Annotated in this window: 18 protein-coding genes and 1 pseudogene; 4 read left to right on the forward strand and 15 right to left on the reverse strand. The window is 68.0% G+C overall.

The window, feature by feature from the left end:
- Both J7I89_RS20590 and J7I89_RS20595 read left to right on the forward strand, forming a co-directional pair.
- Window positions 1-250, forward strand: a pseudogene (locus J7I89_RS20590) (IS701 family transposase); the annotation flags it as partial.
- Between the two features lie 375 nt (window positions 251-625).
- Window positions 626-961, forward strand: a complete 336-nt coding sequence (locus J7I89_RS20595; protein ID WP_214974141.1) for a YnfA family protein — start codon at window positions 626-628, stop codon at window positions 959-961.
- Between the two features lie 117 nt (window positions 962-1078).
- On the opposite strand, the gene J7I89_RS20600 is transcribed toward J7I89_RS20595, so the two are convergent.
- The 15 genes from J7I89_RS20600 to J7I89_RS20670 form a co-directional block, all read right to left on the reverse strand.
- Window positions 1079-2500: an amino acid permease gene (locus J7I89_RS20600; RefSeq protein WP_214974143.1), complete on the reverse strand. Its 1422-nt coding sequence runs from the start codon at window positions 2498-2500 to the stop codon at window positions 1079-1081.
- 242 nt (window positions 2501-2742) lie between these two features.
- Window positions 2743-4116, reverse strand: a complete 1374-nt coding sequence (locus J7I89_RS20605) for a M18 family aminopeptidase (RefSeq protein ID WP_214974145.1) — start codon at window positions 4114-4116, stop codon at window positions 2743-2745.
- Window positions 4117-4137: 21 nt separating this feature from the next.
- Window positions 4138-5070 (reverse strand): intradiol ring-cleavage dioxygenase, encoded by a 933-nt coding sequence (locus tag J7I89_RS20610; RefSeq protein WP_214974147.1) that lies wholly within the window; start codon window positions 5068-5070, stop codon window positions 4138-4140.
- Window positions 5071-5166: 96 nt separating this feature from the next.
- The gene (locus tag J7I89_RS20615; protein WP_214974149.1) at window positions 5167-5874 is read right to left on the reverse strand and encodes a response regulator transcription factor; all 708 of its coding nucleotides are present in this window, start codon (window positions 5872-5874) and stop codon (window positions 5167-5169) included.
- A complete protein-coding gene (locus J7I89_RS20620; RefSeq protein WP_214974151.1) occupies window positions 5871-7181 on the reverse strand; it encodes a sensor histidine kinase in 1311 nt (436 codons plus the stop codon). The genes J7I89_RS20615 and J7I89_RS20620 overlap by 4 nt, the downstream gene beginning before the upstream one ends.
- Before the next feature lie 27 nt (window positions 7182-7208).
- Window positions 7209-8117, reverse strand: coding sequence for an ABC transporter permease (locus J7I89_RS20625; protein WP_214974153.1), 909 nt, complete (start codon window positions 8115-8117; stop codon window positions 7209-7211).
- A complete protein-coding gene (locus tag J7I89_RS20630; protein WP_214974160.1) occupies window positions 8114-9064 on the reverse strand; it encodes an ABC transporter ATP-binding protein in 951 nt (316 codons plus the stop codon). Before J7I89_RS20630 ends, J7I89_RS20625 begins: the two co-directional genes overlap by 4 nt.
- A 148-nt stretch (window positions 9065-9212) precedes the next feature.
- Window positions 9213-10715: a bifunctional phosphatase PAP2/diacylglycerol kinase family protein gene (locus J7I89_RS20635; RefSeq protein ID WP_214974169.1), complete on the reverse strand. Its 1503-nt coding sequence runs from the start codon at window positions 10713-10715 to the stop codon at window positions 9213-9215.
- Window positions 10716-10806: 91 nt separating this feature from the next.
- Window positions 10807-12003, reverse strand: a complete 1197-nt coding sequence (locus J7I89_RS20640; protein ID WP_214974171.1) for an MFS transporter — start codon at window positions 12001-12003, stop codon at window positions 10807-10809.
- A gap of 142 nt (window positions 12004-12145) precedes the next feature.
- Window positions 12146-13828, reverse strand: coding sequence for an ABC-F family ATP-binding cassette domain-containing protein (locus J7I89_RS20645; RefSeq protein WP_214974173.1), 1683 nt, complete (start codon window positions 13826-13828; stop codon window positions 12146-12148).
- A gap of 57 nt (window positions 13829-13885) precedes the next feature.
- Window positions 13886-15331, reverse strand: a complete 1446-nt coding sequence (locus J7I89_RS20650; protein WP_214974174.1) for an amidase — start codon at window positions 15329-15331, stop codon at window positions 13886-13888.
- Window positions 15328-16560 carry a M20 family metallo-hydrolase gene (locus tag J7I89_RS20655; protein WP_214974181.1) on the reverse strand — a complete coding sequence of 411 codons (1233 nt, stop codon included), beginning with the start codon at window positions 16558-16560 and terminating at the stop codon, window positions 15328-15330. The genes J7I89_RS20650 and J7I89_RS20655 overlap by 4 nt, the downstream gene beginning before the upstream one ends.
- Window positions 16561-16603: 43 nt before the next feature.
- A complete protein-coding gene (locus tag J7I89_RS20660; RefSeq protein WP_251045654.1) occupies window positions 16604-17989 on the reverse strand; it encodes an MFS transporter in 1386 nt (461 codons plus the stop codon).
- Window positions 17990-18349: 360 nt separating this feature from the next.
- Complete coding sequence (locus tag J7I89_RS20665; protein WP_214974183.1) at window positions 18350-19267, reverse strand: LysR family transcriptional regulator; 918 nt, start codon at window positions 19265-19267, stop codon at window positions 18350-18352.
- A gap of 77 nt (window positions 19268-19344) precedes the next feature.
- Entirely contained in the window at window positions 19345-21093 is a 1749-nt protein-coding gene (locus J7I89_RS20670) for a PucR family transcriptional regulator (protein WP_214974185.1), read from the reverse strand.
- A 123-nt stretch (window positions 21094-21216) separates the two neighbouring features.
- Here J7I89_RS20670 and J7I89_RS20675 point away from each other — a divergent pair, with 123 nt between their 5' ends.
- The gene (locus J7I89_RS20675) at window positions 21217-22704 is read left to right on the forward strand and encodes a CoA-acylating methylmalonate-semialdehyde dehydrogenase (protein ID WP_214974187.1); all 1488 of its coding nucleotides are present in this window, start codon (window positions 21217-21219) and stop codon (window positions 22702-22704) included.
- Window positions 22705-22730: 26 nt separating this feature from the next.
- Complete coding sequence (locus tag J7I89_RS20680) at window positions 22731-24104, forward strand: aspartate aminotransferase family protein (protein ID WP_214974189.1); 1374 nt, start codon at window positions 22731-22733, stop codon at window positions 24102-24104.
- The last annotated feature ends 39 nt before the right edge of the window (window positions 24105-24143 follow it).

The raw sequence follows: 24143 nt of genomic DNA on the forward strand, positions 1-24143 counted from the left end.
AGATCGCATATTTCATCTCCCACACCCCCAAGCGCGTCCAATTGGCCACCTCGCTTCGATCGCCGGGGTGCGCTGGTCGATCGAAGAAACCTTCCAGACCGCCAAGGGCGAGGCCGGGCTCGACCACTACCAAGTCCGCCAGTACACCGGCTGGTACCGCCATGTCACCCTGGCCATGCTCGCCCACGCCTTCCTCACCGCCGTCAAGGCCAAAAAAGGGGCCCAGGAACCGGACCGGACGGCCTCGTAGCGCTCTCCCTGCCCGAGATCCGGCACCTCATCACGCGTCTGGCCTGGTCATGCATCCCGGACCCAGGCCACGTCCTGGACCGCTCAAGCTGGCGCCGAAAACACCAGCACAACGCCCGTCGGCACCACTACAGAAAACGCTCGAAGCTGAAATAAACGCGACTGTAGTACTAGTCCGGTTCGGAGTCAACTGACCACTTCACGTTCCTGACGTCACCGAAGGCAAACATGTAGAAGGGGCAGCCCTCGGGCTCCAGCTCCGTGGATTGTCTGTCGGACTCTGAGTGACGCGGCGAATCTAGGGGGAAAACAGCCGCGGATCCAGTCATGTGACGCGGCGCTGTGGATAACTCCGGCCGGACGAAATACTGGAGTCATGACGATTCTGAAATCGGTAGTGCTTTTCGCACTGGCCGCCGCCGCAGAAATTGGCGGCGCCTGGCTGATCTGGCAGTCGGTGCGCGAGGACCGGGCCTGGTGGTGGGCCGGGCTGGGCGTGGTGGCCCTGGGGATCTACGGCTTTGTGGCCGCCTTTCAGCCCGACGCGAATTTCGGCCGCGTGCTGGCCGCCTACGGCGGGGTCTTCATCGCGGGCTCACTGGCGTGGGGCATGGTCCTGGACGGCTTCCGGCCGGACCGCTGGGACCTCGTCGGTGCCGCCGTGTGCCTGATCGGCGTGGCCGTGATCATGTTCGCCCCGCGCCAGGGCTGAGCCGCGCCGGACTCAGCAGTCGCAGACTGTCCCCGGCTACGACAACCGCCGGTCGGGCGGGCCAAGGCGGCCCGCCGGACCGGCGGTTTCATTGTGGGGCAGACAGCGGCGACGAATTTACGACGCCGGTCCGATCCCCGCGCCGACGCCTTCAGCTTCGGGAACGGCAGTGCCGGCCGGGACCGGCTCCGCGCCGCCCTTGCGGTAGCGCCACAGGCCGATACCCACCACGATGGCGGCCAGCGCGACGGACAGCAACAGCGATTCACGGGTGGATTCCAGGATCATCATGCCGATGATGAGGGCGACGATGCTGCCGATCGACAGCCAGGTCAGGTAGGGGAACAGCCACATCTTCAGCGCAAGGTCCTTGGCGGCAGCACCCATGCGGCGGCGCAGGATCAGCTGTGACGCGGCGATCACCAGCCAGACGAACAGGGCGATGGCGCCGGACGTGTTCACCAGGAACAGGAAGACCGTGTCCGGGGCAATGTAGTTCAGCCCGACGGTGATGAAGCCGACCACCGTGGAGGCCAGCACGGCCGAAGCCGGAACGCCGCGCTTGGAAATCTTCGTCCAGGACTTGGGCGCGTCACCGCGGCGGGAGAGTGAGAAGAGCATGCGGCTGGCCGTGTAGAGGCCGGAGTTCAGGCAGGACAGCACCGAGGTGAGCACCACGATGTCCATGATGGTGCCGGCGCCCGGAATGCCGAACAGTTCGATGACGGCAACATACGGGCTCTTGGCGACGTTGGCGGAGTTCCACGGCAGGAGAGTGACCACGATGGCGATGGAACCGATGTAGAAGACGAGGATGCGCCAGACCGTGGACTTCACGGCCTTCTTCACGGCGTCCACGGGGTTTTCGGATTCGCCTGCGGCGATGGTGGCGATTTCGGCGCCGAAGAAGGAAAAGACCACCACGAGGATGCCCGCCAGCACGGCTCCCGGGCCGTTCGGCAGGAAGCCGCCGTTCTCGATCAGGTTGCTGATGCCCGGGGCCGGAACACCCGGGACCAGGCCCAGGATCGCCGCCACGCCGAAAATGAGGAACAGGACGATCGCGGCGACCTTGATGGAGGCGAACCAGAACTCGAACTCACCGTAGGACTTCACCGAGCCGAGGTTGGTCAGCGTGAGCAGCACCATGAGCACCAGGGCCCAGATCCACTGGTCGATGCCCGGCACCCAGCGGTGCATGATGGCCGCGCCGGCGGTCGCCTCGATGCCCAGCACGATGATCCAGAACCACGCGTAGAGCCAGCCGATGCTGAAGCCCGCCCAGCGTCCCAGTGCCTTGTCGGCGTACGTGGAGAAGGATCCGGTCTCGGGATTGGCGGCGGCCATTTCGCCCAGCATCCGCATCACCAGGATGACCACGATTCCCGCGGCCATGTACGCCAGCAGGATGCCCGGGCCTGCCTGCTGGATTGCGGCGCCGGAGCCCACAAACAGCCCTGCGCCGATGACGCCCGCGATGGCGATCATGGACAGGTGCCGGGGTTTCAGGGATTTCGAGAGTTGCTGGTCAGCGGGCATGGATGCGCCGTCCTCTTGTTGATTTCAGGTCTTGGCATGGGGGCGGGCCGGCATTGGGGTGCGTGTGCCGCGGACCACATGTGCGTTTCACACTAAGGGAGCCACCGGTCGGACCGGGCTGTGCAATGACACAGTTTACCGGCCGCGAAAACAGGCATCCTCCCAGCTGACAACACTTTGAGGCATCAAATGTTGTTCGGAAGGCAATTCTGTAACGGGGCTGAAATGTTCGTTCGCGCCGGTTACAGCCCCGCGGGCGTCCCGAAGAACAGCTCCGTGACCCGGGCAAGGCGGTGCGGGTCCTCCACGCCGCACAGCTCCCTGGCGGAGTGCATGGACAGCAGGGGCACGCCCACGTCCACGGTCCGGATGCCCAGCCGGGTAGCGGTCAGCGGTCCGATGGTGGAGCCGCAGGGCATCACATTGTTGGACACGAACTCCTGATAGGGGACTCCGGCCTCGCCGCACAGCCGGGCCCAGAGCGCCGCCCCCGCGGCATCCGTGGCATAGCGCTGGTTGGCATTGATTTTCAGCAGCGGACCGCCGTTGAGAACGGGACGGTTGACGGGGTCGTGCCGCTCCGCGTAGTTGGGGTGGACGGCGTGACCGGCATCGGCAGAGACACAGAACGACGCCGCAAACGCCTGGCGCCGCTGGCTCGCCGACGCGCCCAGCCCGTCAGAAATGCGGACCAGGACGTCTTCGAGCACGGGCCCGCAGGCCCCCGAGCGCGACGCCGAACCGATTTCCTCATGGTCGAACGCTGCCAGCACGGCGATCGGCGCCGGCCCTGTGCTGTGGCCCGCCCCGCTGGTTGAGCCTGCCGCACCCGCGTGCGCGACCAGGGCCGCCAGTCCGGCGTGCGTGGCCGAAAGGTTGTCCAGCCGCCCGGACGCGAAAAACTCGCTCTTCGCCCCGAAAACCGCAGGCCGCTGCGTGTCCGCAATGACGACGTCGTACCCGCCGATCTGTTCCGGATCTACCGGCTCTGCGCCCGCGGCGGCGCCGCGTCCCGGACCGTCGCCGTTGCCGGACACCCGCTCGGCCAGCAGTCCAAGGAGGTCCTCACCGGCGGGATCACCGAGCCCGAACACGGGGTTCATGTGCTGTTGCTTATCCAGGGTGAGGCCCTCGTTCACCGCACGGTCCAGGTGGATGGCCAGCTGCGGAAAGCGCAGGAGCGGGCCGGTGGCCGTGAGGTGCTGGGTGCCGTCGAGCATGACGAGGCGCCCCGCGAGCTGCAGTTCGCGGTCCAGCCAGGAGTTCAGCAGGGGCCCGCCGTAGACTTCCACGCCGGCCTGCAGCCAGCCGAACTTGCCCGTCGTCGGCTTGGGTTTGAGTTTGAAGGACGGCGAATCCGTGTGGGCGCCCAGGATGTTGAAGCCCGTGGTGGGGCCCGCGCCTTCCGGCGTCACCCAAGCGATCAGCGCGCCGTCGCGGATCACGTAGTACTTGCCCGCGGCGGCATCCCAGGGCTGCAGCTCGTCCAGGCCGGTGAAACCGGCCTCCTCCAACCTCCGGGCGCCTTCGTGAGCGGCGTGAAAGCTCGACGGCGAGGCGCTGACATAGTCGCCCAGGTCCCGGATGTGGTCTGCGGCAGAGGTGTGGAGAGGCATGGCTCCGAGTCTAGCGCTGCCCTAGACGGTGACGTTGAGGCCTGCCGTGTAGCCGCCAGCTACGGAACCGGACATGGTGGCCAGCTGGTAGATGCCGCCGTCGTCGCCGAAGACGTTGTCCGACTTCAGGGTGGTGTTGGGGAAGTTCCGGGCGCTGGTCTCGTACCCGGAGGAGGCATAGACCTCCTTGCAGGCGGCGTCGGTCAGTGCGATCTGCGAGACCGCCAGGACCTGCCCGGCCGCGGTGGCGTTGTTCATGGATTCGAAGACTTCGAAGTGGATGTGCGGCCAGCGGCCGTTGTAGGCACCCGGGTAGATGGTCTTGAAGGTGACCTGGCCGTTGGCGTCCGCCTCCTGCACGCCGCGGAGGTAGTTCTCGTTTTCCAGCCCGGAATCGTACAGCGAGTATTTTCCGTCCCGGTCACAGTGCCAGGCGTAGACGGCGGCGCCGGCCAGCGGAACACAGCCGTTGGCGTTGTCGAGCAGGGTCAGCGTGACGGTCAGCGGCACGCCGTCGACCTTCGTGGTTGATGTGCCGAAGCTGGACGTGATGTCCTGCCGCACCACGCCGGACGCCTCGAGGACGTTCGGACCGTTGGACCCGTCGCCCGGGTAGGGCCCGGCCGTTTCCTGCGGGATCTCCACGCCGCACTCGGCGATCGCCCGGGTCACGGTGGGGGACGCGGTGGCGGACGCCGCGGGCGCCGTCGTCGCGGCCGTCGCCGTCGATCCTGCCGACGCGGACGACGGCGTTCCGGTGGTGGCGGCGGAACCGGAGGTACCGCCCGGCGTGCATGCCGCCAGGGCGGCAGCCGCCGTGCCGGCCCCAAGGAACATGCCCAGGGAGCGGCGGGTCATGAGCGTCGAGAGGTCGAACTCAAGGCCGCGGTCGTGGTTGGGGTGCGGTTCCTGCGGGGCCTGCTGCCGGCCGGGGGTGCGGGGTGAAGGAGTCATGGATCCATGAAACTCCAGCCAGCTATGGCCTGCATAGGGCAATCCTGTGCGTAGCCTGTGCACGGGCCGGTCAGTAATCCGGTCCAGTAATCGGGGTCAGTAGTCGGGGTTGCTGGGCGTCACCAGGCCGGTCTCGTAGGCGTACACCACGGCCTGGACCCGGTCCCGGAGATGCAGCTTGGTGAGGATCCGCCGGACGTGGGTCTTCACCGTGGCCTCCGAGAGGAAGTACCTGTGCGCAATCTCCGCGTTGGACAGTCCCTCGGACATCGCCTCCAGCATTTCGGTCTCCCGCGGGGTGAGGTCCTCCAGCAGCGGATCACGGTGGGCCGGCGAAGCGGACGGCGCACCAGGCGCGGGCGAGCCGTTGCCCCGGACGTACGTTTCCAGCAGGCGCCGGGTGATGCGGGGGGCCACGACGGCGTCGCCGCTGGCCACCACCCTGACGGCCCGGACCAGGTCGGCGGGGGCCACATCCTTGAGCAGGAAGGCCGACGCCCCTGCCTGCAGCCCGGCGAAGGCGTACTCGTCGAGGTCGAAGGTGGTCAGGATGATGATCCGCGAGCCGGAGCCCGAGGCGGTGATGGCGCGGGTCGCCTCGATGCCGTCGAGGACCGGCATCCGGACGTCCATGAGGACCACGTCCGGGGTGAGCTCGCGCACCCTGCCAACCGCCTCGGCCCCGTCGGACGCCTCGCCGACCACTTCAAGGTCGTCTTCGCCCTCCAGGATCAGCCGGAAGCCCATTCGAAGCAGCGGCTGGTCATCCACCAGCAGCACACGGATTCGTCCTGCATCGTTCATTCGTCCCCCTTGTTGCCGTTCAGTTGCAGCACAGCCCGCACACGCCAACCGCCGTTGACGGCACGGCCTGCCTCCACGGTACCGCCGTAGATTCCGGCGCGCTCCTTCATCCCCGGCAGGCCCTGCCCAGTGCCGAGCGTGGCGGTGCCGGGCGGTCCGGCGCCAACGGCGCCCTCGGCGGTGCCTCTGCCGTCGTCGATCACTTCAATCGTGACGGTGGAATCGTCCCGGACCACCAGGACGTCCACCCGGCTCAGCGCCCGGCCGTAGCGCAGGACATTGGTGAGTGACTCCTGCACGATCCGGTACACGGTGAGCTGGAAGGCGGCGTCCTCCGGCAGCGCCGGTCCCGTGTGCGAGTAGTGGACCGGCAGGCCCGCCGTGCGGAAGCCGTCGAGGAGCTTGGCGAGACTGTCCCCGGCCGCCAGCGGCTCGCGGGGCGCCTGTCCGGCGGCCGTGTCATCACGAAGGACGCCCAGCACGCGGCGCATGTCCGCCAAGGCCGTCCGCCCGGTCCGGGACAGCTCCGCCAGCACTTCCGCGGCTCGTTCCGGATCCTTCCGGACCACGACGGCGGCCCCGTCCGACAGCGTGACCATCACGGTCAGGGAATGCGCCACGACGTCGTGCATCTCCCGCGCTATCCGGTTCCGTTCGTTGACGGAGCCGAGCCGCGCGGCCTGGGCCGCCCAGGCCGCGATCTCCTGCTCGTGCTCCCTGCGCTGACGCACCGAGATCCCGATTCCGGTGGCAATGACGTTGGAGAGCGCGATGCTGACGCCCGCCGCAATGCTCGAGAGGAGCTGGAATTCCTCCGGAGACGCCGCGGAGGCCGGAAGTTCCCGCTCCAGGGGGCCCACCGCCGCGAAGAAGTACAGCAGCGCCAGCGGCGCCGTCGCGAGGGCCAGCGTGACCAGGGCGAAGCGCCGGGTATGCACCACGGCAACTGCGTACAGCGAGAACCACAGCCCCGCCGAAACGTTGGAGCCCCACGGATGCAGCAGGGTGACCGCCACCTCCACCGCCGCAATGACGCCCACCACGGGGACGGGATACCGCCGCCGGAAAATCAGGGCAAGCGCGGCGCCTGCGAGCAGCGCGGGTGCCGCCCAGCCCCCGGCCGTCACGGCGTCCACTGTCGTGGGCGTCACCAGCAGGGCATAGCAGGCCACCACCACCGCATCCATCACCCGTGGGTGCCCATGCAGATACCGGCGGACACGGCCGCGCCGCCGGGCGGCGATCTCGGCGAAGGACGCGTCAGCCGGGCCGGCTGGCGCGTCCTTCACGGAAACAGCTTCACTCATGGGTTGAGCCTAAACGGATGTTCCGGACTACACGTCGCGCTTCTTGAGCAGCACCATGGCCAGGACCACCGGCACCAGCACCCAGGCGCCCAGCACCAGGGCGGCCTGCCAGACTTCGAGGGTGTCCGGGACGTGTTCCACGGCAGTCAGGGGGTTGATGGTGTTGCCGGGCAGGTACTTGCGGGCTTCCACGAAGAAATCGCCCGGGATCAGCTGGAAGGCAATGGGCGCCACGAAGAACATGCCCACGAGGCTCATGATGCCCCCGGCCGAGTTGCGGATGAGGGTCCCGAGCGCCATGCCGATCGCTGCCACGGCGGCCACGTAGGCGCTGTTGACGAGCAGCAGCTTGACCGACTGCGAGCTGCCCAGGTCCAGTTTGAGGCCGTAGTTGTCCAGGATCGGCACCGACACCAGTCCGGCCACATAGGTGGACACGGCCGTCAGGACAAAGGCGCTGACCATGACCACGACGAGCTTGGCGATGAAAGCCGGGATCCGCTTCGGGACCGCAGCAAACGTGGAACGGGCCATTCCGGTGGTGAACTCCGAGCTCATCAGCAGCACGCCCAGGGACCCCAGGATCAGCTGCGCGAAGGCAATGCCGGACGTGGGAACTGTCACCGCGAGGTCACCGCCTTGGGCGGCCATGGCTTCAGCCGCCTGCGGGTCGGAGGCTGCCGCGTCCGCGAACTGCCCCGTTCCCCAGGCTGACAGCGCGCCGAACCCCACCATGACCACGGCCGTGGAGGCGAGGAGGATCAGGGTGGACAGCAGCGTGCGGAACTTGATGAATTCGGAGTTCAGGACCCGGAGGAAAGTGGGTCCTGGGCCGATGCCCGCGCCGGCAGGGCGGCCGGCGCCGCCGGAGTCCGCACCGTTTGCGGTGTGCGCACCGCGGCGGGAAGGGGTGGAATCCAATGTTGTTGAGCTCATGACTGGTTGCCTCCGGACTGGGCGGGAACAGGGGCTCCCGTGGTGATCAGCGAGTGGTATTCGACCTCATCCTTGGTGAGCTCCATGTACGCCTCTTCAAGGCTGGCCTGGAGCGGGGTGAGCTCGTAGACCATGACCTGGTGGTCGAGGGCCGTCCGCGCAATCTGGCGCGGATCGAGGCCCTTGACCTCCAGCAATTCGTAGTCCTGCACTTCAACGGAAACACCGGCTCCGGCGAGGGCATGCATGAGCTGGTCGGGCCGGTCCGTGCGGACGCGCGTGCGGCTCTGCCCCTTGCCGGTGATGATGTCCTTGATGGGGGCATCGGCGATGATCTTGCCGCGGCCGATCACGATCAGGTGGTCCGCGGTCAGTGCCATCTCGCTCATGAGGTGGCTGGACAGGAAAACGGTGCGGCCCTCCGAGGCCAGGAATTTGACCAGGTTGCGCACCCAGACGACGCCTTCCGGATCCAGTCCGTTGACGGGCTCGTCAAGGATGATGGTCTGCGGATCGCCCAGGAGCGCGGCGGCAATGCCCAGCCGCTGCCCCATGCCGAGGGAGAAGCCCTTGACCTTCTTCCGGGCGACGTCCGCCAGGCCGGTCATCTCAATGACCTCGTGGACGCGCTTCTTAGGGATGCTGTGCGTGGCTGCCATGGCCAGCAGGTGGTTGTAGGCGGAGCGGCTCGTGTGGACGGCTTTCGCGTCCAGCAGCGCCCCGATCTCACGGAGCGGCGCCACGTGGCGGGCGAACGGTTCGCCGTTCACGGTGACCGTTCCCGCCGTCGGCGTATCCAGTCCCATGATCATGCGCATGGTGGTTGATTTGCCGGCCCCGTTGGGGCCCAGGAAGCCAGTGACCTGGCCGGCTTGGACAGTGAAGTTGACGCCGCCGACGGCGGTTTTGTCGCCGTAGACCTTCGTCAGGCCTTGTGCCTCGATCATGGAAGCGTTCCTTTGCGTAGCTGCGGGATGCTGTCTCGTGTGCACGTTCCACGCTACCGATGCGGACTCCCGAATTCGCCGGTCTCAGGGATGATTCAGGGGCGAATCAGGGTAGCCCCCGTCATCCCATCGGATGAGACACCTGAGGTCAGCCTTCGCTGTGCGGGGAGTAGTACCGGAGCGCGCCGCGCTTCAGCGTGAATTCCGCGGCCCGCACTCCCGGCATGGCTTCACCGTCCACGGCGAGCACCAGCGGCCCCGCATCGGACTCAACCCGCACGCGCGTGGCCTCGTTCAGGTGGGTGATTTTGGACGTTGCCACGGTGCCGGTCAGCACTGACCAGAGCATGCGGAGGCGGGCGAAGGATTCGTCCGCGGTGATCATCCGGACGTCCAGCACGCCGTCGTCCAGCACCGGACGGATCAGCGGGGCGTGGTCACGGGGGTAGTGGCGGCCCCGGCCGAGGTACATGATCCACAGCTTGTGGCGCACGCCGTCCACAGTCAGGGTGATGGGTTTCTCCACCGCGAACGTCCGGAACATCGCCACCACGCCGGCCAGCGGTTTGCCGAGTGCGGGCTGCAGGTGATCGCGGCGCCGCACGAGATTGGGGTACAGCCCAATGCTGGCGGTGTTGAGCATGATGCGCTCCACTCTTTCCGGATCATCGGCGAGCCCGCGCTCCACCGCGACCACACCCACGTCCGCCAGTGCCGCCTCGCCCTTCGCCGCGGCCGCTACCGCCTCGATGATGGAGGGTGTCCCGGCATCCCGGGCGAAATGGTTCAGGGTTCCGCCAGCGAGCACCAGCAACGGAAGGTCATGTGCGACGGCGGCTGCAGCGGCGGTGCCCACAGTTCCGTCACCGCCCCACACGCCCAGCGCCCGCGTGCCGGGCCTCGTGGCGGCGGCCTCCACCAGCGAGGCAACGTCCTGATCCGGCGCAATGGCCGTTATATGCGCGAGCGGGAATACCTCCAGCAGCGCGGCCGAGGTTTCCTCCGTGAAGGACCCGCCCAGGGTGTTCACGGCGATGCTGAGACCGTCACCGCGGGGGACTTCTGCCGCCCCGACCCGGCACCGCGTGATAGGCGGAAAGGGCGGCCGGACCGGCCACCATTTCCTCGTCACGAGGGCTGCCGCGGCCCCTATCGCCGAGCCGAAGAGCACGTCGGTTGGCCAGTGCGCCCCTGTATGCACTCTGGAGTATGCAACGCCGGCAGCAACCGGCGCTACGGCCACGCCCAGGACGGGCTGGACAAAGCCAGCCCCGAGGGCGAAGGCAACGGCCGACGCGGAATGGCCGGACGGCATCGACGAGCTGGTCGGCTGCGGGTTCACGAAGCGGAACACGGGCAGGTGTTCCGGCAGGGGCCTGGTGCGGGGAAGCAGGGTTTTGAAAACAAGGTTGGTCACGGCGGAAGCAACGCCTTGGGCAAGCAGTCCGTGAACCGCAGCGCGCCTGGTGCGGCCGGGAACGGCCGCCGCCAGGGCGGCCACTCCGAACCAGAGTTTGCCCTTGTTGGCGGCGGCCGAGAGCCGGCGGAAGAAGGTGTCATGGTGCCCGCCCGGAAAGGCAGAGATGGCGCGCATCAGCGTTCGGTCCAGCCCCGCCACCCAGCCGGGCCCCCTCCGCAGCATTCTTCGCATTTCCCCACACTACCGCCGGGTAGCCCGCGGGACACGGAGATTCCGTGTACCGCGAGGGGGCCGTGTGCAGCCCTGAATCCCTACTGACGGGTTATTTCCAGCCGGGCAGCGGCTTGGCGGCGCCGGCGAGCACCAGGGCAACCAGGATCGGCACCACGATCGCGAGGAGCGCCAGGTGGATCCCCGTCAGGTCACCCAGATAGCCGAGCAGCGGGGGCCCGGCAAGGAAGGCCACATAGCCGATGGTGGAGACCACCGAGACCCTCGCGGCCGCGTGCTTGGGGTCGTCTGCCGCAGCCGACATTCCCATGGGGAATGCGAGGGCCGCCCCGACTCCCCACAGCGCGGCTCCGACGGCCGCAAGCCAGATGTTGCCCGCGAAGACGAACAGCCCCAGGCCGGCGGCTGCTGCGGCCATGCTCGCGCGCAGCACGGCCACCCGTCCGTACCTGTCAATGGAAGCGCCGCCAAAGAAGCGCATCCCGGTCATGGCCAGGACGAACAGTGCGAAGAGCAGGGCACCGGTGGATTCAGAGGTTCCGAGGCCGTCCACCGCCGCCTTGGCGATCCAGTCATTGCCTGCGCCTTCGGTCAGCGTGGCGCCAAGCACCACTACGCCGATCAGGAGCGTGCGGCCGTCGCGCCAGGCGGACGGGCCGCGGTCGGGCGTGGGCTCGCCGGCGGCAGGCTGCTGGGGGACGGCATGCGGCAGGAAGTAGCGCGGCGTGACGAAGGTCAGCACGGCCACGACGGCGGCGATGACGAGCAGGTGCTGGGGCAGCCCCACGCTAATGCCGGACAGCCCGGCGCCGATGAGGGCGCCGACAAATGCCCCGCCGCTGAACGCCGCGTGGAACTTGGGCATGACGGTCCGGCGGAGCCGGTGCTCGACGTCGGCCCCTTCGACGTTCTGGGACACGTCCCATAGCCCGATGCCCATCCCGAAGAAGAAGAGCGCCGCCGCCGTGGCCGGGACGGACTCCGCAAGCAGCGCAACCGCGATGCCCACGCCCGCCAGCGCGGCCAGGAATCCGCTGGCGCGGACGCTGTTGGCCGTGCCGATCCGGTTGATCACCAGCCCAGCGGTGGGCAGGGCGATCAGCGAACCGACTGCCGTGCACAGCAGAAGCGTCCCCATCTGGCCGGACGATATGTGCAGGATCTCCGTGACGGCCGGAATCCGGGCGGCCCAGCTGGCAAACACCAGGCCGTTGGCGCCGAAAATGATGAAGGTTGCCACCGCTGCGGCGGAAACCTGGCGGTTGGCTAGCTGCTGGGTGGTCGTCATCCGACAACTCTATCGATGCCTCGCAGGTTGGTCTGCCGAAACCCCAACGCTCTCTCACCGGGTGAGCGAGCGTTGGCGCAGAAGGTGCAGGAAGTGAGAGAGCGTTGGCGCAGAACGTGCAGGAAGTGAGAGAGCGTCCTGGTTAGCGGGCGCGTTCGACGCGTTTCTCGTCCCACACGGGCTCGGCGGACTCGTACACCCTGCCGTCGGAGCCGAACACCAGGAAGCGGTCGAAGGTCCGGGCAAACCAGCGGTCGTGCGTGACGGCCAGGACGGTTCCCTCGAAGTGGTCGATCGCCCGCTCCAGCGCCTCGGCGGAATGCAGGTCCAGGTTGTCGGTGGGCTCGTCGAGCAGCAGCAGCGTGGCCCCGGACAGCTGCAGCAGCAGGATCTGGAAGCGGGCCTGCTGGCCGCCGGACAGGGATTCGTACTTCTGCTCCGACTGTCCCGCCAGCCCGTAGCCGTCCAGTGCGCCGGCGGCGGCCTCGCGGCCCAGGCCGGAGCGGTGCTCGTCGCCGCGGTGCAGGATGTCCAGGAGAGTGCGGTTCAGCAGGTCGGGGCGGACGTGCGTCTGCGCAAAGAATCCGGGGCGGATGCGGGCGCCGAGTTTCACGGTCCCCTCGTGCGGCACTTCGGCGATTTCGACGTCGGACACCGGCAGGTGCTCGCGTTCCGGATCGGTGCCCCCGGTGGCGAGCAGGCGCAGGAAGTGGGATTTTCCGGAGCCGTTGGAACCCAGCACGCCCACGCGGTCCCCGAACCACACCTCGGTGGAGAACGGCTTCATGAGCCCGGTGAGTTCCAGCTTCTCAGCCACGATGGCGCGCTTGGCCGTCCGCCCGCCCTTGAGCCGCATCCGCACGTTCTGCTCGATGGGCAGCGCCTCCGGGGGCCCGATTTCCAGGAACTTGGCCAGCCGGGTCTGGGCGGCGTGGTACCGGTTGGCCATGTCAGACCGGAACGCCGCCTTGTTCTTGTACATGTTGACGAGTTCCTTGAGCTTCACGTGCTCCTCGTCCCAGCGTTTGCGCAGCTCCTCGAAGCGGGCGTTGCGGTCGGCCCGGGCCTCCACGTAGGAGCCGAAGCCGCCGCCGTGGATCCAGGCACCGGCCCCGTTGATGCCCGGTTCAAGGGTGACGATGCGGCCCGCGGCATTGTTCAGCAGCTCGCGGTCGTGGCTGATGAAGAACACGGTCTTCTTTGAGTCGTTGAGCTTGCCTTCCAGCCAGCGCTTGCCCGGCACGTCGAGATAGTTGTCCGGTTCGTCCAGCAGCAGCAGCTCGTCGGGGCCGGCGAACAGCGCCTCCAGCACCAGCCGCTTCTGCTCGCCGCCGGAAAGGCTCGACGCCGGGCGGTGCTGCGCGCGGTCAAACGGCAGTCCCAGCGCGGCCATGCAGACTTCGTCCCAGACGGTCTCGACGTCGTAGCCGCCGGCATCTCCCCAGTCCACGATCGCCTGGGCGTACCGCATCTGGGTGGGTTCGTCGTCGTGCTCCATCATGGCGAGTTCCGCGTCGTCGACGGCGCGGGCAGCGGCCGCCAAAGCGGGAGGCGCGGCCGACACCAGGAGGTCCTTGACGGTGGACTCGTCCCGCACCTGCCCGACGAACTGGCGCATGATGCCCATGTTCCCGGAGCGGCCGATGACGCCCTCGTCGGGGGTGAGGTCGCCGGCGATGATGCGAAACAGGGTGGTCTTGCCGGTGCCGTTCGGCCCGATGAGCGCCGTTTTGGTGCCGTCCGGGACCTTGAACGTCACCCCGTTCAGCAACTGGGTGCCGTCGGAGAGGAAGTAGTCGATGCCGGAAACGTCAATATGGGCCACGCCGTCCATCTTCCCACGGCGGCCGGCCGGGCCCTGCCCCGGCAAGGGGCAGGGCCCTTAGGCCATGGCCAGGATTTCCGGCCGCCGTGCGGCCCAGGGCAGGACAGTCTCCAGGGCCGCCCCCACTCGGAACACCGTGGGATCGTCAAACGGGTGGCCCACAATCTGGACACCCGTGGGGATGCCGCAATCGGCCATTCCGCTGGGCACGGCCAGCACCGGGCAGCGGTTGGCGATGTTGAACGGCGCCGTCATGTGCCCCTGCCAGTAGTGCTCCAGGTGGTTCGCGCCGGCGCCGATCCCGTCCAGGTACGTGCCCTCTGCGTCCAGCGCCGGGACGGCCGACGCGGGACATACCAGGGCATCGAAGCCCTCCATGGCGGCGGCCAGCTCGGCCTGCAGGCGGGTCTCGGCCCGGACACCATCCAGGTAGCGGTTCTCCTCCGCGGCCCGCCGGGCGTCCGCCATGAACCGGCGCGTGTACGGGGCAAGGAGTTCGGCCGAACCGGCGGTCTCATCCTCCATGGCCGGGCCCAGCAGGTAGCCGAAGTGCGTGAAGATGGTGCGGCTGATGGACTCCGTGGTCCACGGCAGCTCGATTTCCTCCACCACGGCTCCGGCGTCCCGCAACGCTGACGCCGCGGCGCGCGTGTTGGCCTCGATGTCGGGCGCTACCGGATAGTTCCCCAGCCGGATGCACAGGGCGATGCTCATCCCCGCGACGGAAGCCCCGCCGTCGGGCGTTTCCAGTCCGGGGACCGCAAGCCCGGGCGAATCCGCGAGCGAGGTGTGGTCGCCCGGGTGCCGGCCCGCCATGACGTCCGCCAGCAGGGCAGTGTCAGCGACCGTTCGGGCCATCGGCCCGTCCCCGCGGTAGTGGTCGGCGGAGAGCGGTGCCAGTCCGGGGATCCTCCCGTAGGGCGCCTTGAAGCCGACAGTTCCCGTGAACGACGCCGGCAGCCGGGTTGATCCGGCGATGTCAGACGCGGTGGCCAACGGCGCCAGACCGGCGGCCAGGGCGGCCCCGGACCCGCCGGAGGAGCCCCCGGGGGAAAGCTCCGGGTTCCACGGGTTCCGGGTCACTCCCCAGAGCGGACTGTGGGTGACGGTCGCGCAGCTGTATTCGGGGGTGGTGGTGCGGGCGTGGATGATGCCGCCTGCGCGCCTGATCCGCTCGATCACCGGGTGATCGGCGGACGCCAGCTCGTCCTTCCTGGCCACGAGTCCCTGCGAGAGGGACCGGCCTTTGAGCCCGTGCTTTTCCTTGGCAGCCACGGGCAGGCCAAGCAGCGGTGTAATGTCCCGGCCTCGGGCGTATTTGGCCGCCGCCAGCCGGGCTGCGGGCAGCGCTTCTTCGAAGAGTGTCTCCGTCAGGGCGTTGATTTCCCCGTTGACCGCCTCCGTGCGCGCAATCACGGCGTCCATGAGCTCCACCGGGGAAAGCTCGCGGGTGCGGAAGAGCCGCAGCGCCGTGGCGGCGTCGAGGTAGTGCAGCTCGGTCATGCCAGGGCTCCGGCAACCAGCTCCCTCGCCACACCGGTCAGCATGTCCACGCCCGCCACCATGTCGGCGTCGGTGGTGAATTCACGCTCGCAGTGCGATACGCCGTCCACGCTGGGGATGAACAGCATGACGGACGGTGCCACCGTGTTCATCGCGACGGAGTCGTGCCCTGCCATGGTCTGTATTCTGCGGGCGGAGAGGCCGAGGTTGGCCGCCACCTTGTCCGCGAGTTCCAGGCCGGCCTCGGGGAAGCGGCGGATGGGCCGGATGTCGAAGTCCTTCACGTTGACCTTGATGTCGTGCTCGCGCGCCAGCACGTCGATCTGCTCCAGCAGGGTGGCCCGGGCGGCTTTGACGATCTCCGGATCGCCCGAACGCAGGTCCGCCACGAGGTGCACCCGGCGCGCCACCACGATCGGGGAGTTCGGTTCCAGGGTCAGCTGGCCCACGGAGGAAACCAGTGCCTCGTCCTCGAAGTCGCCGGTGACGTCGTGCACCATCAGGATGATCTTGGACGCCGCCACCAGGGCGTCATGCCTGTCCGCCATGGCGGTGGCGCCCGTGTGCGACTGTTCCCCCAGCACCTCGATGTCCAGCTTCTGCGTGTACCAGCTGCTGTCCACCAGGCCGATGTTGATGCCTTCCCGCTCCAGGATCCGGCCCTGCTCAATGTGGATCTCCGCGTAGCCCGCCACGTCCGGGCCCGCGGCGGTGCCCAGGTATCCGATGCCGTCCAGGGCTTCGCGGACGGTGACCCCCTGCAGGTCCCGGACGTCGAGCATCCGCTCCCGCTCCAGCAGGCCGGCGAAGACCGAACTTCCCATGATGCTCGGCGCGAACCTGCCGCCCTCCTCGTTGAACCAGTTCACCACCGCAAGGTTGAAGCGGGGCACTTCGCCGCCCTCCGCAACGTCGGCAGCCAGCCGGCGCGCCGCGTGCATCGCGGCGATCACGCCGTAGGCGCCGTCGAAGCGGCCGCCCAGCGGCTGGCTGTCCAGGTGCGATCCGATCAGCACGTAGGGCGCGCCGGGAGTCCACTCCAGCAGCCCGAACATGTTGCCGATGCCGTCCACGCGGAGTTCCCACCCGGCGTCGTGCACCCAGGCGGCGAACCAGTCGCGCGTCTGCGCGTCCTCGGCCGTGGCCGCCTGGCGGTCAACGCCGTTGTTGGGCGTGGCGCCGATGGTGGCCACGTGGTGGAAGTCGGAGAGGAAAGCTGCTGAATTCATGGGAAGTCCTTTGTGTCTTGCGGTAAAGAGGGGCGGGCGGGGCTTAGCCCATGCGCCCGCGGGTCTCGGGCACCTTGGTGAACAGCACCAGGAGAAGCACGACGGCGGCAGCGGCCGCCATGTAGAAGCCCGGCGCATGCGCTACTCCGGTTCCTCCGACGAGGGCGGTGCCGATGAACGGGGCGGTGCCGCCGAAGAGCGCGTAGGCGCCGTTGTAGCTGATGGCCGCAGACGTGAAGCGGGTGCGGGTGGTGAAGATCTCGACGAAGAAGGTGTAGCAGCCGCCGCCGTAGATGCAGAGCGCCACCACGAACAGGGACTGTCCCAGCAGGGCCAGGGGCAGGCTGCCGCTGGTGACCAGCATGAAGCTGGGGACGGACAGCACCGCGAGGGCGAGGGAGCCGGCGATGAGCATGGGCTTGCGGCCGAAGCGGTCCCCGAGGCGGCCGCCGATCGGAAGGAGGATGGCGTAGAGGGCCAGTGCTGCGGCGTTCACCAGGAGCGACTGCTCGCGGCTGAGATGGCCGGTGGTCTGCACGTAGGAGACGAAGTAGGCCGAGAGGAAGTAGAAGCCCATGGCCGTGAGGCCCATGACGAAGATGACCTGCACCATGCGGAGCCGGTTCTCCCGGAAGGCCTCGCGGACGGGGCTGAACTCCTTGGTCCGTGCGGCCTTGGCCTCGTTGAACGCATCGCTTTCCACCGTGCGGCTGCGGATCCAGACGCCGAAGAGTGCCAGCGGCAGCGCGAGCAGGAACGGCAGGCGCCAGCCCCACGCCATGAAGGCTTCGTTGGGCATCGACTGGCTGAGGACCAGGATCATGGTCCCGGCAACCACTGAGGGCAGGGCGGTGGCGGCGATGGTGATGTTGAGCCAGAAACCGCGTCGGCTGACCGGGGCGTGCTCGAAGACGAATGACGGCGCACCCACGGACTCACCGCCTGCCGAGAAGCCCTGGATGAGGCGGCAGAGCACCAGGAGCGCAGGGGCCCAGGCGCCGATCTGGCCGTAGGTGGGGAGGAGCCCCATCAGGGCGGTCGCGCCGCCGATGGCAATCAGGGTGATGGTCAGGACGCGGCGGCGGCCGATCCTGTCTCCGAGCGCGCCGAAGAACAGTCCTCCGATGGGGCGGACCACGAACGCGACGCCGAACGTGGCGAAGGTGGCCAGCATGGCGGCGACCGGGTTGCTGCCGGGGAAGAACAGTTGCGAGAAGATCACGGCCGTGAGGCCGTAGAGGGTGAAGTCGTAGAACTCGATGAACTGGCCGATGCTTCCGCCGACGAGGACCCGCTTCTGCATCCTGGTGGTGCCGGGGCGGACGGTGCCCTTCTCGAGGGTCGCAGTGCCCGCGCCGGCAGTGGTTGAAGTGTTGATGCCCGGCTCCGCGGCCGGCTGTGGCTGGTTCTTGATGTCGTTGATGGTCATGACAGCCACGCTAGGTTCGCCGTGTTTCCGGTGCCCGATGCCGCGTTACGGCCGGTTGAAGAAATTTCGACGGACATTGCCGCGCTGTTGCTGCGATGCACCTGCCCGGACATGCTTCGGACACATTGTGTGTGATTCGGAACCATTGAATCTCCTTTGATCAACATGGTCAGCTCGCTTTGGGGGTTACGGCCGGAGCCGTGTTTGCGGGGTATTCGCCGCTGGAGGATCCCCGGATCCACCCGGTTGCATCAACTGTGTGTGATCCCGTTCACATCTGTCCAATTGATTGTTTTTGAGGAACCGATTGATTTTGTCGATGCCAATTATCTGGGCAGCGTCAGTATCCGGCCGCGGCGGTCAGTTACGCGACGCCCCGTAGAGGCGGATGCAGGTCTCCTCAAACGCCAAGGCTCGCCGCGTCGGCTGCACGCCCTCGGGCCGGACCAGCATCACCTCGATGGGCGGGAAGTTATCCGTCAGGGTCAGCGCCACAACCTTGCCCCCGGAGTAGGTCATGTCGCTGTGGAGCCGCTGGTTCAGCAGTGCGTATCCGTGGCCCTTCGCCACAAATGACCGGACGGTCTCGTATCCGGCGAAACGGTGCCGGACGTTGGGCACCACCCCCGCAATGACATAGAGCTGCTCGAAGTACTCCCGGCTGTGCGGCAGGTCCAGCACCACTGACGGTTCGCCGTCGAGCTCCCTGAGTGAAATGGTCTTCTCGGGCCGCGCCGCGGCGGGATGCTCGGCATGGACCAGCACGTGCGGCGGGACGCGTTCCAGCACCTGGTACGTGAAGCCGCGCCCCAGGCCGAGGCCGTACGTCAGCGCTACGTCGCACTGGCCTTCCAGCAGTGCCGTCTGGAGGCTGGCGAGGTCGGCTTCGAGGAAGGAGACCTCGACGCCCGGGTGCTGCACCTCGAACGTCTGGAGGATCGCCGGAAGCCTGAAGGGCGCCAGCGGCGCGAACACGCCCACTTTGAGCTCACCCACCAGGCTGGCCGCCAGGCCGCGGGCTGACTCGTAGAGCGAGTCGGCGTGTTCCAGCAGCACCTTGATGTCCTGGGCAAGCTGCCGGCCGGACGGTGTGAGGCGCAGGCCGCGGGTCCTGAGCCGCACGAACAGCTGGGTGGACAGGCTGGCCTCAAGCTGGGCCATGGCGGTGGACAGGGTGGACTGGGTGACGAGCAGCCGGTCGGCGGCCGCCGTCATGTTCTCGAGCTCCGCTACCACCGCAAAATACCGCAGCTGGGTCAGGGTAAAGGGCTTAGCCATCCGTCAGTGTTCGCATTCTGCGGCAGTAGCCGCGGTTGGTCTTTCCAGGTTGGTCGGCTTAGAGCGTCCGGGTCGGTTCAGAGCGTCCGAAGCCGGTGCAGCAGGAGGGCCACATGCAGGGAGGTCCGGGACTCGGCGTCGTCAAGGTCCACGGCCAGGAGTTCCTCGAGCCGCGCCAGCCGGGCGTACAGCGTGGGCCGGCTCAAGTAGCCGCTCCGCGCCAGGGCCGCCTTGTTGCCGCCGGATTCGAGGTACTGGCCGAGCAGGTCCAGGTGCCCGCCCCTGCCCTGGGCCTCGGCCTGCAGGATGCCTTCCAGCTCGGACTCCACGAACTGCTGTACGCGCGGATCGTTGCGCAGGAGGGCCAGCAGTCCCCGGAGACGGACGTCGGTGGCACGGTAGAACGGCTTACGGGCCCCCCGCAGCGTCGCCGCTGTCTCCGCGACGTGGGCGGCCTCATCGATGCCCGCCGCCGCCTCCAACAGGGAGGTCCGCGGGCGTCCGACGCCGATGGTCCAGGCCGGGACCGCTGCCCCCGCCAGCCGGGTCACGCCGTCGTTCTTCACTTGCGTGCCGCCGTCGTTCGCCTGCATAGGACCGCCCGCCTGCACGGTCAGGGCGTCAGCCAGCCGCTGCAGTGTTGCGTCCTCAAGCTGCTTGGCCGGAAGGGCGAGGATCATCCCCACCGAACCGGAGTGGATGCTGGCCGTCAGCGCGCTGCCGGCCGTGGACTTGACCACCTTGGCAAGCACTTCCAGCAGGGCGCGTTCCTCCTGCTGGCCGGCGAGCGGATCACGGGACTGAGCCGCATCGGGTGCCGCCGCCGGCGAGGAAGCACCGGTGCGGTACACCACCGGCACGTAGACGGGCGATCGCTTCAGCCCCAGGGCTCCGGCACGCGCCAGGGCCTCCGCCTCGCTGAGCCCCCGCGGCTGGCGCAGCGCGTTGAGCAGCCCGGCCTGCGCCTGCTGGCTGAGTTCGCTCCTGTCCCGCTCGGCGAGGCGGTTGATGGCGAGGGTCTGCGCCGCGCGCTCCAGCACCATGGCTGCCGTTTCGTCGTCGCCGGACATCACCGGAAGGACCAGCCGCCCCCACACCTGCTCACGGACACCCACGGCAACCTGCAGCCAGTTCTCCGGGCCGGTGCGCGCTGTCCGGGCGGGGGAAGGTGTGGTCCGGGACCGGCGCTCCCAGTCGTCTAGCAGCTCGGTGGTGGCAAGGCCCTGCGCCGAGTAGGCAAGGACCAGGTGGGACAGGTCCTCCAGCACCACGGGCGCGCCGATCATCCCGGCAGCCTGCTCCACCACGCGCTCGGTGCCGGCACTTTCCAGGCTCAGCACCGTGAAGGCCTCGTGGACGTCGCGGGCGCGTTCCACGCGTTCGAGCTGTTCCGCCACGATCATCCGGTGCACCACCTCGGTGACCTCGACGAAGCGAACCCTGCGCTCCACCACGATCACCGGCAGCGTGCATGACTTCGCCGCCGCCTGCAGCGCGGCCAGGCTGCGGCCCCGTTCCCCGACCAGTTCCACGATCAGTCCGGCAGCTGATGCTTCCTCTAGGGACCTGACAAACGACGCCGTGACTTCCGGTTCCTTTTCCAGCTGCAGTCCGGTGGTCAGCACCAGTTCGCCGCCGGACAGCAGGCCGGAGATGTCCAGCAATTCGCTGACGTGCACCCAGCGCACAGGGGTGTCCAGCCGTGCGGCGCGTGCGTCCGGCCCTGCGCCGTCAGCGGCATCAGAAGCGTCCGCGCCGCCCAGGATCTGCGGCGAGGCGTCGCGGATTACGGGAAGGCCCAGGATGGTGCGGAGGGTCGGCAGCATTTACACAGTGTAACGGCGATCACGTTTTTCTTTACATATCGCCCCTTATGGCCCCCGTCCCGCACGGACAGACTGGACGCAGCGCAAGAAGCGACCACAAGCCACCACCCCTGAGGAGATTCCTTGAACACCGTCGAGCACTGGATTAACGGCACCTACGTTCCGGCTGGAGAGCGCACGGCCCCCGTCACCAATCCGGCCACCGGCAAGGTCACCGCCCGGGTGGCCCTGGCCAGCACCGAGGACAGCAACGCCGCCATCGCCGCCGCCAAGGCCGCCTTCCCGGCCTGGCGGGACACGTCCCTCGCCCGCCGCACGCAGGTCCTCTTCGCGTTCCGCGAGCTGCTCAACTCCCGCAAGGACGAGCTCGCCGCCATCATCACCTCCGAGCACGGCAAGGTCCTGGACGATGCACTGGGCGAAGTGACCCGCGGCCAGGAAGTGGTCGAGTTCGCGTGCGGCATCCCGCACCTGCTCAAGGGCAGCTACACCGAAAACGCCTCCACCCAGGTGGACGTCCATTCCATCCGCCAGGCCCTCGGCCCCGTTGCCATCATCAGCCCGTTCAACTTCCCGGCGATGGTGCCCATGTGGTTCTTCCCGCTCGCCATCGCCGCCGGCAACACGGTGATCATCAAGCCGAGCGAAAAGGATCCCACGGCCGTCAACTGGATGGCCGAGCTCTGGAAGGAAGCGGGACTGCCGGACGGCGTCTTCAACGTCCTGCACGGCGACAAAGTGGCCGTGGACGCCCTCCTCACCCACCCGGACGTCAAGGCCGTTTCCTTCGTCGGCTCCACGCCGATCGCCAAGTACGTCTACCAGACCGCCACGGCCAACGGGAAGCGCGTCCAGGCGCTCGGCGGCGCGAAGAACCACATGATCGTCCTGCCCGACGCCGACCTCGACCTCGCCGCGGACGCCGCCGTCAACGCCGGCTTCGGATCGGCCGGCGAACGCTGCATGGCGATCTCCGCCCTCCTGGCCGTTGGCGACATCGCCGACGAACTCGTGGCGAAGATCGCCCAGCGCGCCAACTCGCTCCGCACCGGCGACGGCCTGCGTGGCTGCGACATGGGCCCGCTCGTCACCGCCCAGCACCGCGACAAGGTGGCAGGCTATGTGGACGCCGGCGAAGCGGCCGGTGCCACGATCGTCGTCGACGGCCGCAACATCTCCCCGGACGCCGAGGGCGAAGGCTTCTTCGTCGGTCCCACCCTCTTCGACAATGTCACGCCGGATATTTCCATCTACACGGACGAGATCTTCGGCCCGGTCCTGTCAGTGGTCCGCGTGGACACCTACGACCAGGCCCTGGAACTGATCAACAACAATCCGTACGGCAACGGCACCGCGATCTTCACTAACGACGGCGGAGCGGCCCGCCGCTTCGAGAATGAAGTGGAGGTTGGCATGGTGGGCATCAACGTCCCGGTCCCCGTCCCGATGGCCTACTACTCGTTCGGCGGCTGGAAGAACTCCCTGTTCGGCGACACCCATGCCCACGGCACCGAAGGTGTCGGCTTCTTCACCCGCGGCAAGGCCGTAACCTCCCGCTGGCTCGATCCCAGCCACGGCGGCATCAACCTCGGCTTCCCGCAGAACGCCTGACCGGCGTTCGTTCGAAAGGACCCAGCATGACTTCCACGATTGAAAGCGGCATCCTGTCCCTGCAGGACGACGCCGACGCCGCCCGCCGCGCCTACGAGCTGGACCGCAAACACGTCTTCCACTCCTGGTCCGCGCAGGACCTGCTCGACCCGATGGTCATCACCGCCGCGGAGGGCTCCCACGTGTGGGACGGGGAGGGCAACAAGTACCTCGACTTCTCCTCGCAGCTGGTCAACACCAACATCGGCCACCAGCACCCCGCCGTCGTCGCCGCGATCGCTGCCCAGGCCGCGAAGCTGTGCACCATCGCCCCGAGCTACGTCAACGGCGCCCGCTCGGAGGCGGCCCGGCTCATCGCCGAGCGTACGCCCGGCGAGCTGGACCGGATCTTCTTCACCAACGGCGGAGCCGACGCCAACGAGCATGCCGTGCGCATGGCCAGGCTGCACACCGGCCGCCAGAAGGTCCTCTCGGCCTACCGCTCTTACCACGGCGGCACCCAGCTGGCCATCAACATCACGGGCGATCCCCGCCGTTGGCCCAGCGACACGGCGAGCACCGGCACGGTCCACTTCTTCCCGCCGTACCTGTACCGCACGGCGTTCCACTCCGCCACGGAGGAGGAGGAAAGCCAGCGCGCCCTCGAACACCTGGAGCAGCTGATCAGCCTCGAGGGACCGTCCACCATCGCCGCGCTCATCCTCGAATCCGTGCCCGGAACGGCCGGCATCTACATGCCTCCGCCCGGGTATCTCCAGGGCGTCCGCGAGCTGTGCACCAAGCACGGCATCGTCTTCATCGCGGACGAGGTCATGGCCGGGTTCGGGCGCACGGGCAAGTGGTTCGCCGTCGAGCATTTTGATGTCGTGCCGGACCTGCTGACCTTCGCGAAGGGCGTCAACTCCGGCTACGTTCCGCTGGGCGGCGTGGCCATCAGCCCCCAGATCGCGGCCACGTTCGGGAAGCGCGCCTACCCCGGAGGGCTGACGTACTCGGGCCACCCTCTGGCCACCGCCGCCGCCGTGGCCACCATCAACGCGATGGAGAAGGAAGGAATCGTCCAGCACGCCGCGTTGCTGGGCGAGACAGTGATCGGGCCCGCCCTCCGCGGCTTTGCCGAACGGCACCGCTCCGTCGGAGAGGTTCGTGGAACGGGCGTGTTCTGGGCGATCGAGCTGGTCAGGGACCGCACGACGCGTGAACCTCTGGCTCCCTACGGCGCCTCCAGCCCCGAGATGAACGAACTCGTGGCGGCGTGCAAATCGCGTGGGCTGCTCCCGTTCGCCAACTTCAACCGCATCCATGTGGTGCCTCCCTGCAACACCAGCGTGGCCGACACCGAAGCTGGCCTTGCAATCCTGGACGAGGTACTGGACATCGCCGACGGCTTCGCCGCCTAAGGCGCTCCCGCCACAACAAAAGGCCGGGGGCCCCTCACC

Origin of the sequence: Arthrobacter sp. ISL-5, from assembly GCF_018613835.1 — a bacterium.
GTDB lineage: Bacteria > Actinomycetota > Actinomycetes > Actinomycetales > Micrococcaceae > Arthrobacter.

What these genes read in the sequence shown, in the direction of transcription:
- J7I89_RS20670 (WP_214974185.1), bottom strand. Translation starts at nt 21,093, where the DNA reads ATGCTGCCGACCCTCCGCACCATCCTGGGCCTTCCCGTAATCCGCGAC.
- J7I89_RS20640 (WP_214974171.1), bottom strand. Translation starts at nt 12,003, where the DNA reads ATGACGACCACCCAGCAGCTAGCCAACCGCCAGGTTTCCGCCGCAGCG.
- J7I89_RS20665 (WP_214974183.1), bottom strand. Translation starts at nt 19,267, where the DNA reads ATGGCTAAGCCCTTTACCCTGACCCAGCTGCGGTATTTTGCGGTGGTA.
- J7I89_RS20615 (WP_214974149.1), bottom strand. Translation starts at nt 5,874, where the DNA reads ATGAACGATGCAGGACGAATCCGTGTGCTGCTGGTGGATGACCAGCCG.
- J7I89_RS20605 (WP_214974145.1), bottom strand. Translation starts at nt 4,116, where the DNA reads ATGCCTCTCCACACCTCTGCCGCAGACCACATCCGGGACCTGGGCGAC.
- J7I89_RS20680 (WP_214974189.1), top strand. Translation starts at nt 22,731, where the DNA reads ATGACTTCCACGATTGAAAGCGGCATCCTGTCCCTGCAGGACGACGCC.
- J7I89_RS20620 (WP_214974151.1), bottom strand. Translation starts at nt 7,181, where the DNA reads ATGAGTGAAGCTGTTTCCGTGAAGGACGCGCCAGCCGGCCCGGCTGAC.
- J7I89_RS20660 (WP_251045654.1), bottom strand. Translation starts at nt 17,989, where the DNA reads ATGACCATCAACGACATCAAGAACCAGCCACAGCCGGCCGCGGAGCCG.
- J7I89_RS20630 (WP_214974160.1), bottom strand. Translation starts at nt 9,064, where the DNA reads ATGATCGAGGCACAAGGCCTGACGAAGGTCTACGGCGACAAAACCGCC.
- J7I89_RS20610 (WP_214974147.1), bottom strand. Translation starts at nt 5,070, where the DNA reads ATGACTCCTTCACCCCGCACCCCCGGCCGGCAGCAGGCCCCGCAGGAA.
- J7I89_RS20650 (WP_214974174.1), bottom strand. Translation starts at nt 15,331, where the DNA reads ATGACCGAGCTGCACTACCTCGACGCCGCCACGGCGCTGCGGCTCTTC.
- J7I89_RS20600 (WP_214974143.1), bottom strand. Translation starts at nt 2,500, where the DNA reads ATGCCCGCTGACCAGCAACTCTCGAAATCCCTGAAACCCCGGCACCTG.
- J7I89_RS20655 (WP_214974181.1), bottom strand. Translation starts at nt 16,560, where the DNA reads ATGAATTCAGCAGCTTTCCTCTCCGACTTCCACCACGTGGCCACCATC.
- J7I89_RS20635 (WP_214974169.1), bottom strand. Translation starts at nt 10,715, where the DNA reads ATGCGAAGAATGCTGCGGAGGGGGCCCGGCTGGGTGGCGGGGCTGGAC.
- J7I89_RS20625 (WP_214974153.1), bottom strand. Translation starts at nt 8,117, where the DNA reads ATGAGCTCAACAACATTGGATTCCACCCCTTCCCGCCGCGGTGCGCAC.
- J7I89_RS20595 (WP_214974141.1), top strand. Translation starts at nt 626, where the DNA reads ATGACGATTCTGAAATCGGTAGTGCTTTTCGCACTGGCCGCCGCCGCA.